Here is an 11,220-nt window from a genome sequence, read left to right as displayed (position 1 = left end):
ACGAACCAGGCGGCGTCCGCCACGACAGACCCGCCACGATCCGGCTCTACAAGCTCAGCCACCAAACTCCATGATCAACTTAGGCTACGCGGCATTGGGCTTTGTCCGGTGTGGTGGCTGCGCCGTGAAGATTGGATACTGGACGATGCCGAGCAGCCCGGTCCTCAATGGTCCGCTCGGACATCGGAGCCCGCGGCGGACCGGCCGGCGCACCGCATCATTCGGTGCACATGTTCGGGTTACCCGGTGGACGACGACAACGCTTTCCGGAGGCCGGTCTTCAACCGAACGGCCACCCGGGGCTCGGCTGAAACAATTCCCCGACCGTGGCAATCAGTGAACACAGCGGGCAACACGTCGGCCCGCTGATCCGATCGCTCCCATGATAATGCCGTACGCCGTTGAATGAAATGGCGTCTGCCCGACGTGCCTTCTGGTGTTGGCCGCGGCCATCGGCGGCCTGTGGTGGCTGCGCAGGCGGCGCTCCTGGCGGGAGACGCTGCTGGTGTCGTGGATCGCCGCCCCGGTGGTGTTCTTCCAACTGTGGCCCGTCAAGGGTTTCCAGTACCTGCTGCCCGCAGCGGCGCCCGTCGTGGTGCTCGCCGCCCGGGCGCTGACCGCGCTACCGGTACCCGAGCGGATGGGCCGCCTGCTCCGCCGGACCGTCCGGTCGCCGGACGCCCGGCCGTCGACGGCTCACCGCCGCGCAGATCAAGGAAACGGTCGGCGGCGTACGCGGTAAGCCGCTGGTCCTCTGGAGCGTGCGAGCGTTCGACGCGGCGGCAAACGCCGGCGCCGAATCCAACGTGGTCACCGCGGTGCGCGACACGGTGGCACCGTCGGCCCCGGCCGACCTGAGGGTCACCCTCGTGGAGCCCGGCGCGGTCAGCCTCGCCTGGGACGCGTCGACCGACAACGTCGGGGTCGCGCAGTACCGGGTGTTCCGCGACGGAAGCCTCCTGGCGGGGATCTGGCCGGACCAGACGTTCACCGACTACACGGTCGGCACCACCGGCACGTCACACACGTACCTGGTTACGGCTGCCGACTTTGCGGGGAACTTCTCCGGCCCGAGTAACCAGGTGACGGTCACCGCCGCCGACTCCAGCCCACCGACGGTGCCCACCAACCTGCGGGCTTCGGTCACCGGACCCAACCGGGTCGAGCTGTCGTGGGCGCCCGCGACGGACGACGTCGGCGTGGCCGCTTACACGGTGTACCGAAACGGCACGGCCCTCGGAACCGCGACGGGCGTGACCTTCACCGACACCACGGCCCTCTCGGAGACTTCCTACACGTACCTGGTCTCCGCCTCCGACGCGGCCGGAAACTCCTCAGGCCTGAGCGCGCCGGCCATGGTCACCACGCCAGCCGCCACGCCGGTCCTGGCGGTGGCGGACACCTACGTCAAGGAGTCCAGTCCCACGAGCAGATATGGGAGCACCACGGTCCTGCGGGTCGACGGAGATCCGGTCACGAACGCCTATCTGAAGTTCACGGTGTCCGGGCAGACCGGCGTGGTGCTGCGAGCGCGCCTGAAGATCTGGGTCGCGGCCGGTTCGTCCACCGGATTCGTCGTCCGCCCGGTCGCGGACTCGACGTGGTCGGAGACGTTGACGAGCTGGAACAACGCCCCCCCGATCGACAACACCTCGATCGCCGCCACCGGTCGGACCACAACCGGCACCTGGGTCACCCTCGACGTCACGCCCCTGGTCAGTGGGAACGGCACGTTCACCGTCGGTCTGACCTCAACCGGCGCCTCAGCGAGCAGCTACGGCAGCCGCGAGTCCAGCACCGCCCCGCTGTTGCTGCTGGACATGACCTCATGAGGGGCGGCGGATCCGGGCGCGGAGCCGGCCGACGGCGTCGCCGAGCACCGCGCCGGTCATCGGCAGCAGCGGGCTGGACCGCATCACCGCCAGATCCTCCGCCGGGGAGGTGACCCCGTCGAGGAAGCGCAGCACCCGCTCGGCCGGGTTGCGGTCGAAGAGCCGGTCGAAGAACTCCACCCCGCCGACGTGCCCCCGGTCCAGGGCGCGCAGCGCCACCGCGTCCATCCACAGGTGCCGCCGGGGGTACGCGGCCCGCGGCACCGGCGGCCGACCCGCCGCGAGCGCCGCGGCCACCTGCTCGGCCTGGCGGCGCATGGCGGAGAAGGTGAACCCGGTGGAGGGGCGGGTGGCGCCCCCGGCAGTGCCGAGGCGGACCACCCGGGCCGACGGGCGGGCGACGAACGGCCGTCGGTCATCGGAATCACCCCGTTCTCCACCTCCCGGACCCGCAGCGCCGCCGGGTCGAGGCCGAGCCGGTCGAGGTAGCCGCGCAGCGCGGCGTCGTACCCGGAGTCGGCGAGCGGGGCGGGTGAGAACTCGGTGTACTCGACCAGGGCGTACCGGTCGCTGACCGGCAGCACGTAGCCGAACGAGACCCCCCGGGCGGGCTGCGGGGTGCGGAAGTCCATCAGCACCGCCCGGTCGGGGTCGAACGTCGGCGCGTCGGCCGCCAGCCACCAGCCACGGAAGTGCTGCAACCAGTTCGTCCGCCCGGGCCGCCGAGGCGGGCGGGGGCGCGAGTCGAGCACCCAGGCGGCCCGGACCAGCGCCCGGCCGTCGGGGTCGCGGACCGTGACCCGGTGACCGTCGTCGTCGAGGGCGCCGGCCGCCGCGCCGATCCGGATCGCGCCGAGGCGGCGTTCGGCCTCGGCAGCCCGGTCGTAGACCGGGGCGGAGCGGAGCATGGCGTACCGCAGCGGGGCCAACTCCAGGACGCGGCGGCCGGCCGACGTGACCACGTCGACCCGCGACCAGCTCGCGCTGAGCAGCGGGTCGAGGTCGTTGCCGGGGGTGTCCCAGAACGCCCACGTGCGGTCCTGACCCCGCTTGTGCACCGGGTCGACCACGGCCACCCGCAGCCCGGACAGCCCGCGCCGATCCAGGGCGGCCAGCACCAGCGAGGCCGCGCCGCCGCCGCCCACCAGCGCGAGGTCGACGTCGACCGGGGTTGCGTCCACCCCGCCACGCTGCCACACGTCCGGCCGCCGTCCGCCGGGGGACCCGCCGCCCGGAGCATGGGGCTGCGCGTAGATTCGGGGGGTCATCGAGGAACGGGGGACGGCATGGCGCAGGCGCCACTGCGGGTGGGGTTGCTGGGGTACGGGATCGCCGGGCGGGTCTTCCACGCCCCGCTGATCGCCGCGACCCCCGGGCTGCGGCTGGACGCCATCGTCACGGCCAACCCGGAGCGCCGGGAGCAGGCCCGCCAGGAGCATCCCGACGCCCGGCTCGTCGACGACGCCGACCAGTTGTGGCGCGCCGCGGACCAGCTCGACCTGGTCGTGGTGGCGACACCGAACCGGCAGCACGCCCCGATGGCCCGCGCGGCGCTGGCGGCCGGGCTGCCGGTCGTGGTGGACAAGCCGCTCGCGCCGAGCGTCGAGGAGAGCCGCGCGCTGGTCGACGAGGCGGCCCGCCGCGGGGTGCCGCTGACCGTGTTCCAGAACCGCCGCTGGGACGGGGACTTCCTGACCGTCCGCAGCCTCGTCGAAAAGGGCGAGCTGGGGCGGGTGACCCGCTTCGAGTCGCGGTTCGAACGCTGGCGGCCGGCCATCAAGCCGGGCTGGCGGGAGAGCGCCGCGCCCGGGGAGGCCGGCGGCGCCCTGTTCGACCTCGGCGCCCACCTGGTCGACCAGGCCGTGCAGCTCTTCGGCCCGGTGCAGCACGTGTACGCGGAGGTGGACCGGCGGCGGCCCGGCGCCGAGGTCGACGACGACGCGTTCGTGGCGTTGACCCACGCCGGCGGCGTCCGCTCGCACCTGTGGATGAGCGCGGTCACCCCGCAGCTCGGCGCGCGGATGCGGGTCCTCGGCGACCGCGCCGGCTACACCACGTACGGGCTGGACGTGCAGGAGGCGGCGCTGCGCGACGGGGGCCGACCGGACGCGCCGGGCTGGGGCGAGGTCCCGCCCGAGCAGTACGGCCGGCTCGGCGTCGACGGTGAGCTGCACCCGGTGCCCACCGAGCCCGGCCGCTACCAGGACTTCTACGCCCAGGTCGCGGCGGCGCTGCGCGACGGCGCGCCGATGCCGGTCGACCCGCGCGACGCGGTCGCCACCGTCACGCTGATCGAACTGGCGCACCGCTCCGCCGCCGAGGGTGCGGTGCTGCCCGTCCCACCGCTCGCCTGACCGAGGTCAATGCGGGAACGCCCGGGGCACCCGCCGCTCGACCTCCTCGCGGAAGGCCGCTATCCGCGAGGCCACCTGCCGCCTGCCGACGGTGAGCTCCAGCCGGTCCAGGTAGAGCGAGCACAGCGGCGGCACGGCGAGCGACAGCACGGGCGATCCTCCTTCGGTCGGCTCCACCCTAGGCGACGGTCGCCGGGCGGTCGTCCGGCGCGGGCGCCGGGTCGGCGTACGCGGCGGCGACCGTCGACCGGTCGAAGACCCGCCAGGTCACCGCGGTCACCGCGACGGCGACCACGAACCCCACCCAGTACGGCGCGGTCAGGCCGAACCGGGTGGCGACCACCCCGCCGAGCAGCGCGCCCAGGCAGTTGCCGCCGGCGGCGATGAACAGGGTGGTGCTGCCCACCCGACCCTGCAGCGCGGCCGGGGTCAACCGCTGGCGCAGCGAGTTCGACACCATGTTCCACAGCGCGCCGTGCACCCCGAACGCGAACAGCGCGACCGCGATCACCACCGCGCTGCGGGACGCCGCCAGGGCCAGGTGCAGGCCGGCCTCGATCAGCAGGCCGATCCGGATGGTCCAGGTGGCGGTGATCCGGGCGACCAGCCGGTCGCCGACCACCGAACCGAGCAGCCCACCGACCGCCATGCAGGTGAAGAGCACGCCGTAGCCGACCGAGCCGAGGCCCAGCCGCTGCGTGGCGATCAGCACCAGCACCGCGATGGCGGCGGTGAGGGTGACGTTGAGCAGCCCGATCAGGAAGGTCATGGTGCGCAGCAGCCGCTGCGACAGCAGCCAGCGGAAACCCTCCACCACCTCCGCCCGGACCGAGCGGCGGCCACCCGTCGGAGGCGCGCCCCGGTACGACCCGCCGACCAGGCCGATGAGCACCGCGCTGAGCGCGTACGTGGCGGCGTTGACGCCGAACGGGATGCTCGCCGCCAGCACGAACAGGAACCCGCCGAGCGGACCGGCGATCATGCCCTGCGTCAGGGTGGTGCCGCCGCCCAGCCAGCCGTTGGCGCGTTCCAGCAACGACCGGGACACCACGGCCGGGAGCATCGCCTGGGCGGCGCTGCGGAACACCACCTCGCCGGCGTTGACCACGAAGAGCACCGCGTAGAGCAGGGCCACCCCGGCCCGGCCGGTGATGATCGCGGCGGTCAGCACCGCCAGGGCGGCGACGCGTACCCAGTCGATGACGACCATCAGCCGGCGCCGGTCGACCCGGTCGACGAGGACGCCGCCAGGCAACGCGAACAGCAGCCACGGCAGCCACGCCACCGCCGAGGCCGCCGACACGGTCAGCGGGTCGTCGGTCTTCGAGGCGACGAACAGCGGCGCCGCCACCGTGGCCATTCCGCTGCCCAGCGCCGACATGGTGCTGGCCGCCCAGAGCCGGGCGAAGCGCCCGTCGAGCCGTTCCCCCGTCGTCCCCGTCACGGCGCGGCGACCCGCAAGGGATGCGGTACCCGCCAGTCCCGCAGGTGTTCGGCCAGTCGGGCCAGCACCCGCGTACGCCCGACCGGGCTCACACGCTGCTCGGTCGCGCCGGGTCGAACAGCTCGCTCACCGCCACCCGGTCGAACGCCTGAAGCAGCGCGTCCGTGCCCTCGGTGAGCTTCAGCCGCACCTCGGCGGGGTGCAGCGGCACCAGGGCGAGCAGCGAGATCTCCCGGCCGCCACCGGTGGTGACGGTCCGCGCGTCCGGCGCGCACCGGAGCATCGGGGTGACCACGACGCCTGCGAACGGGGTGTCCGGCGCGTACGGCTGCGCCGGGTCGCCATTGGGGACCGAGTGCCACGCGCCGATCCAGGTGCCGTACTCGTGCGGCAGCCGGGCGACCGTCTTCAGCAACCGGACCGGCCAGTACGCGCTTTCATCCCGGAATGCCTCGGCGGTCAGCGGCCAGTCGGCCGGCAGGCAGAGCATCAGCTCGGCGTACGGGCTGACGCCGGCCGCTGGCGGGACGGCCATCGGCAGGTCGCTCATGCCGGAGGTGACCAGCGTGTGGAACGGGCGGGCCGGAGTGGGCGCGACCACGTGCACGTCGACGTGGACGAGCTCGGAGGCCAGTTCGTGCCAGACGAACGCGATGGGCCCGAAGTGGTGCGCGATGTGCCGCTCGATCGCCTCGGCCGTGTCCGGATCACCGGCGGCGGCCGGCTCCCACCCACGGTCCCGGGCGGCGTGCCGCAGCACGCCCGACCCGCGCGGCCCGGCCTCGTCCGAAGATCCCATCCCGCGCAGCCTAGCCCTGGCAGCCGGTCACGTAGGCCCGGGCCGGGACAGGCGCATGTCATGATCACTCATGCCCGTCACCAATCCCTGGCTCGCCGGCCCCTCCCCCACCGCCCGACTCGACCGGGACCGGCTGGAAGAGCGCATTCTCAACCTGCTCTCCTCGCAGAACATGTGCGTGCTGGCCACCACCGGCCCGGACGGGCCGCTGGCCACTCCGGTGCGCTACCACCACCTCGATTTCACGCTCATGTTCACCGCGGTCGGCAGCTCCCCGAAGATGCGGAACATCGCCGCCGACCCGCGGGTCTCCATCGGCGTCTTCGCACCGCTGGTCGGGCAGGCCAGCAGCCGGGGCGCACAGGTCTTCGGACGGGCCCGGGTGCTCTCGGCGGGCGATCCGGACTTCGACCACCACTGGCCGGCGTTCCGCTGGCAGTCCGACCACGTGGAGCGGTCCCGGCCGCTGGACGAGCCGCCGACCGGCCCGTTGGTGGTGGTCGCCGCGCGGCGGATCGTCTACACCGAGCACTGGCTGCGCCGTGAGGGGTACGCGCCCCGCCAGTTCTGGCGGGCCTGAGTCACTCCTCCATCCCGTCGTCGACCAGCTCGGGTACGAGATCGAAGTCGTCGGACAGGCGGGCCTGAACGTCTCCGTGACCCGCTTTGCTCTGCTGCAGCGGAGGCAACAGTCGGAACCTGCCTCTGTTGCGTGGGCTGCAGCAGAGCAAAGCGGTGGAGGCAGAACCCTGGTGCCCCGAGACCGAGGGCCAACGGCCGCGAGATGCTCAGCCGTCGTCGAGGCCGGCGCGGCGCAGCTCCACCTTGCGGACCTTGCCACTGACCGTCATGGGGAAGGCGTCCAGCACCCGGACGTACCGGGGGATCTTGTAGTGGGCCAGCCGGTCCCGGCAGAACTCGGCCACCTCCTCGACGGTCAGGGTGTCGTGCCCGTCGCGCAGGATCACACAGGCCAGGATCTCCTCGCCGTAACGCTCGTCGGGGACGCCGACCACCTGCACGTCGGAGATCTTCGGATGCCGGTAGAGGAAATCCTCGATCTCGCGCGGGTAGACGTTCTCCCCACCTCGGATGATCATGTCCTTGATCCGGCCGACGATGGTCAGGTAGCCGTCCTCGCGCATCACCGCCAGGTCACCGGTGTGCATCCAGCGCGCCGGGTCGATCGCCTCGGCGGTCTTCTCCGGCTCCTGCCAGTAGCCGAGCATCACCGAGTACCCACGGGTGCACAGCTCCCCCGGCTCGCCGCGGGGCACGGTCACCCCGGTGGCCGGGTCGACCACCTTCACCTCCACGTGCGGCAGCACCCGGCCGACGGTGGCGGTCCGCCGGTCCAGGTCGTCGTCGTGCCGGGTCTGCGTGGAGACCGGGGAGGTCTCGGTCATCCCGTAGCAGATCGACACCTCGGCCATGTTCATCTCGGCGATGACCCGCTTCATCACCTCCACCGGGCAGGGCGAACCGGCCATGATCCCGGTCCGCAGGCTGGACAGGTCGTAGCCCGCGAAGTCGGGCAGGGCCAGCTCGGCGATGAACATCGTCGGCACCCCGTACAGCGAGGTGGCCCGCTCGGCCGCGACCGCGCGCAGCGTCGCGGCCGGGTCGAACGTCGGCGCCGGGATGACGATGCAGGCGCCGTGACTGGTCGCGCCCAGGTTGCCCATCACCATGCCGAAGCAGTGGTAGAACGGCACCGGCAGGCAGACCCGGTCCTGCTCGGTGTAGCGGACCAGCTCGCCGACGAAGTAGCCGTTGTTGAGGATGTTGTGGTGCGACAGCGTCGCGCCCTTCGGGAACCCGGTGGTGCCCGAGGTGTACTGGATGTTGATCGGGTCGTCGCAGGACAGCTGCCCCGCCCGCTCGACCAGCCGCTCCGCCGGCACCGCGACCGCGCCGCCGACCAGGTCGTCCCAGCTCGACTCCGCGATGTAGACGACCCGCCGCAGACCTGGACAGGCGTGCCGGACCTGCTCGACCATGCCCCGGTAGTCGCTGCTCCGATAGCTCGGCCAGGAGACCAGCACGCTCACCCCGGACTGGTTCAGCACGTACTCCAGCTCGTGCCGCCGGTAGGCCGGGTTGATGTTCACCATGATCGCGCCGATCGCCGCGGTCGCGTACTGGACCAGCACCCACTCCGGACAGTTCGGCGCCCAGATGCCGACCCGGTCACCCTTGCCGACCCCCGCCGCGAGCAGGCCGCGGGCCAGCTCGTCCACCGCGCGGCCGAATTCGGCGTACGTCCACCGCCGGCCGCTCGGGCAGTCCACCAGCGCCTCCCGGTCCGGGTACGCCTCGACCGCGCGGGCCAGGTTCGCGCCGATGGTGTCGCCGAGCAGCGGGGCGTCGGAGGTCCCGCTGGCGTACGAGGGCTGGCTCACCGGAAGTCCTCCTCGCGGTACTCGCCGGCCGGACGCGCCTGCGCGTCGGCGTGCTTGTCCAGCTCGGCGGCGCGCAGCTCGGTCCGGCGGATCTTGCCGGAGATGGTCTTCGGCAGCTCGGCGAACTCCAGCCGCCGTACCCGCAGGTACGGCGCCAGCCGCGCCCGCGAGTGCGCGAAGATCGCCGCCGCCGTCTCCTCCCCCGCCTCCCACCCGGGCGCGAGGACCACGTACGCCTTCGGCACGGCCAGCCGGACCGGGTCCGGTGACGGCACCACCGCCGCCTCGGCCACCGCGTCGTGCTCCAGCAGCACGCTCTCCAGCTCGAACGGCGAGATCCGGTAGTCCGACGCCTTGAACACGTCGTCGGTGCGCCCCACGTAGGTGAGGTAGCCCTCCGCGTCCCGGGAGGCGATGTCGCCGGTGTGGTAGCACCCGTCGCGCATCGCGGTGCCGGTCAGCTCGTCGTCGCCGTGGTAGCCGACCATCAGCGCGGTCGGCCGGTGCGCCAGGTCCAGGCAGACCTCGCCGTCGTCGCCGGGCTCGCCGGTGACCGGGTCGACCAGGGTCACCACGTACCCGGGCAGCGGACGCCCCATCGAGCCGGGCTTCACCGGCGTACCGGGCGGGTTGCCGATCTGCGCGGTGGTCTCGGTCTGCCCGTACCCGTCCCGGACGGTCACCCCCCAGGCCGCCTCGACCTGCTCGATCACCTCCGGGTTCAACGGCTCCCCCGCGCCCACCACGGTCCGCGGCGGGGTGCGCAGCTGGGTCAGGTCGGCCTGGATCAGCATCCGCCACACCGTCGGCGGGGCGCAGAAACTGGTCACCCCGCACCGGGCCATCGCCGCCATCAGCCCCGCCGGGTCGAAGCGGGAGTAGTTGTAGACGAAGACCGTCGCGCCGGCGTTCCACGGCGCGAAGACGCTGCTCCAGGCGTGCTTCGCCCAGCCCGGCGAGGAGATGTTCAGGTGCACGTCGCCGGGACGCAGCCCGATCCAGTACATGGTGGACAGGTGCCCCACCGGGTACGACGCGTGGGTGTGCTCGACCAGCTTCGGCCGGGCGGTGGTGCCGGAGGTGAAGTACAGCAGCAGCGGGTCGTCGGCCCGGGTCACCCCGTCGGGCGTGAACGTCTCGGACTCGTCGTACGCGTCGGCGTAGGCGCGCCAGCCGTCGACGGGGGCGCCGACCGCGACCCGGGTGTAGTCGCCGGGCACCTCGGCGAACTTGCCGGTGTGCTCCGCGCCGACCACCACGTGCCGGGCGGCGCCCCGTTCGAGGCGGTCGGCCAGGTCCGCCGGGCCGAGCAGCGGCGTCGCCGGGATGATCACGGCGCGCAGCTTGATCGCCGCGAGGATCGTCTCCCACAGCTCCAACTGGTTGCCGAGCATCAGGATCAGCCGGTCGCCCGCCCGTACGCCCTGCGCCCGCAGCCAGTTCGCCACCCGGTTGGAGCGGGCGGACAGCTCCGCGTACGACCAGCGCCCCTCTCCCCCGTCGGCCTCGACGATCCAGAGTGCCGTGGTGTCGTTGCCCTCGGCGAGCACGTCGAACCAGTCCAACGCCCAGTTGAACTCGTCCAACCGGGGCCAGCGGAACTTCTCGTACGCGGTGTCGTGGTCCTCGCGGTGCGCGAGCAGGAAGTCGCGCGCTTCGCGGAAGGCGTCGGTGCCGGCGGTGGCCATGGGGGTGTCCTTCCTGTCACCGGGCGCGCGGCGGTGGGGGGACGGTGTCGCGCGCAGTACCCTGATCCTCGATCGGGTGACGCAGGTCTCACCACCCCCGGACGGGGGTGGCCCCAAGACGCCCTACCCCGGGGAGGTGAGGACGCTGGAGCCGCTGTATCCGCGCGACGACGGCGACCAGATCCGCCGCGCCCTGCTGACCCTGCTGCGCGGCACCGGCCTGCCGGTGGCCTTCGGCGGCATGGTCCAGCCCGGCGGGCCGCCCCGGATGACCATCACCGAGCTGGCCGGCACCAGCACCGCCGCGCTGCGGGGCCTGGCCATCAACGCGGGCGCCGGCCTCGGCGGCAAGGCCCTCGCGCTCGGCCTGCCGCTGCGCGTCGACGACTACCCGGAGGCCCGCTCGATCAGCCACGAGTACGACGGACCGGTCGCCGCCGAAGGGCTGCGCTCGGTCGTCGCCGTGCCGATCGTGGTGCGCCGGGAGGTCCGCGCGGTGCTCTACGGCGCTGTCCGGCAACGGCTCGCCCTCGGCGACCGCCTGGTGGCCGCCGCCGTGAACGCCGGCCGCGAGTTGGAGCGCCGGCTGACGGACCGGGACGCGGCCCGACCGCGCTCACCACCCTGCGGACGGCCGCCCCCGACCCGCGGGCAGCGCCCCCGACGCGGTCCTGGACTCCGGGTGCCGCCGGACCGGACTG

10 protein-coding genes and 1 pseudogene are annotated in these 11,220 nt (G+C 73.0%); 5 read left to right on the top strand and 6 right to left on the bottom strand.

The features are described from left to right. Nucleotides 1-436 precede the first annotated feature (436 nt). Both JNW87_RS26840 and JNW87_RS40855 read left to right on the top strand, forming a co-directional pair. Nucleotides 437-742 (top strand): hypothetical protein, encoded by a 306-nt coding sequence (locus JNW87_RS26840; protein WP_109805900.1) that lies wholly within the window; start codon nt 437-439, stop codon nt 740-742. Between the two features lie 19 nt (nt 743-761). Beyond that, nucleotides 762-1,832 carry a fibronectin type III domain-containing protein gene (locus JNW87_RS40855; RefSeq protein ID WP_238454645.1) on the top strand — a complete coding sequence of 357 codons (1,071 nt, stop codon included), beginning with the start codon at nt 762-764 and terminating at the stop codon, nt 1,830-1,832. Here JNW87_RS40855 and JNW87_RS26830 read toward each other — a convergent pair. After that, a pseudogene (locus JNW87_RS26830) lies at nt 1,827-3,031 on the bottom strand (lycopene cyclase family protein). The gene JNW87_RS40855 and the pseudogene JNW87_RS26830 sit on opposite strands and share 6 nt — an antisense overlap. Before the next feature lie 87 nt (nt 3,032-3,118). On the opposite strand from JNW87_RS26830, the gene JNW87_RS26825 reads away from it, so the two are divergent. Further along, complete coding sequence (locus tag JNW87_RS26825) at nt 3,119-4,186, top strand: Gfo/Idh/MocA family oxidoreductase (RefSeq protein WP_109805897.1); 1,068 nt, start codon at nt 3,119-3,121, stop codon at nt 4,184-4,186. 6 nt (nt 4,187-4,192) lie between these two features. On the opposite strand, the gene JNW87_RS26820 is transcribed toward JNW87_RS26825, so the two are convergent. The 3 genes from JNW87_RS26820 to JNW87_RS26810 form a co-directional block, all read right to left on the bottom strand. Then, entirely contained in the window at nt 4,193-4,336 is a 144-nt protein-coding gene (locus JNW87_RS26820; RefSeq protein WP_161558021.1) for a hypothetical protein, read from the bottom strand. A gap of 28 nt (nt 4,337-4,364) precedes the next feature. Beyond that, nucleotides 4,365-5,630 carry an MFS transporter gene (locus tag JNW87_RS26815; RefSeq protein ID WP_236648706.1) on the bottom strand — a complete coding sequence of 422 codons (1,266 nt, stop codon included), beginning with the start codon at nt 5,628-5,630 and terminating at the stop codon, nt 4,365-4,367. 88 nt (nt 5,631-5,718) lie between these two features. Next, on the bottom strand, nt 5,719-6,429 hold the full coding sequence (locus tag JNW87_RS26810) for a suppressor of fused domain protein (protein WP_109805896.1): 711 nt from the start codon (nt 6,427-6,429) through the stop codon (nt 5,719-5,721). A 70-nt stretch (nt 6,430-6,499) separates the two neighbouring features. Here JNW87_RS26810 and JNW87_RS26805 point away from each other — a divergent pair, with 70 nt between their 5' ends. Next, on the top strand, nt 6,500-7,009 hold the full coding sequence (locus JNW87_RS26805; RefSeq protein WP_109805895.1) for a pyridoxamine 5'-phosphate oxidase family protein: 510 nt from the start codon (nt 6,500-6,502) through the stop codon (nt 7,007-7,009). A gap of 208 nt (nt 7,010-7,217) precedes the next feature. Here the strand turns inward: JNW87_RS26805 and JNW87_RS26800 are convergent, their stop codons facing one another. Both JNW87_RS26800 and JNW87_RS26795 read right to left on the bottom strand, forming a co-directional pair. After that, complete coding sequence (locus JNW87_RS26800; RefSeq protein WP_109805894.1) at nt 7,218-8,831, bottom strand: AMP-binding protein; 1,614 nt, start codon at nt 8,829-8,831, stop codon at nt 7,218-7,220. Further along, complete coding sequence (locus tag JNW87_RS26795; RefSeq protein ID WP_109805893.1) at nt 8,828-10,519, bottom strand: AMP-binding protein; 1,692 nt, start codon at nt 10,517-10,519, stop codon at nt 8,828-8,830. Before JNW87_RS26795 ends, JNW87_RS26800 begins: the two co-directional genes overlap by 4 nt. Nucleotides 10,520-10,655: 136 nt before the next feature. Here JNW87_RS26795 and JNW87_RS26790 point away from each other — a divergent pair. Then, nucleotides 10,656-11,220 (top strand): GAF domain-containing protein (locus JNW87_RS26790; protein ID WP_238454644.1); only part of this gene is annotated, 565 nt, incomplete at its 3' end.

This window comes from Micromonospora sp. ATA51 (assembly GCF_016802855.1).
GTDB lineage: Bacteria > Actinomycetota > Actinomycetes > Mycobacteriales > Micromonosporaceae > Micromonospora > Micromonospora sicca.
Note: the sequence above shows the minus strand (reverse complement) of the source record. Positions and strands in the feature narration are given on the sequence as shown.

Excerpts from the sequence above, each read along its gene's own strand:
- JNW87_RS26795 (WP_109805893.1), bottom strand. The coding sequence starts at position 10,519 with ATGGCCACCGCCGGCACCGACGCCTTCCGCGAAGCGCGCGACTTCCTG.
- JNW87_RS26805 (WP_109805895.1), top strand. The coding sequence starts at position 6,500 with ATGCCCGTCACCAATCCCTGGCTCGCCGGCCCCTCCCCCACCGCCCGA.
- JNW87_RS26810 (WP_109805896.1), bottom strand. The coding sequence starts at position 6,429 with ATGGGATCTTCGGACGAGGCCGGGCCGCGCGGGTCGGGCGTGCTGCGG.
- JNW87_RS26825 (WP_109805897.1), top strand. The coding sequence starts at position 3,119 with ATGGCGCAGGCGCCACTGCGGGTGGGGTTGCTGGGGTACGGGATCGCC.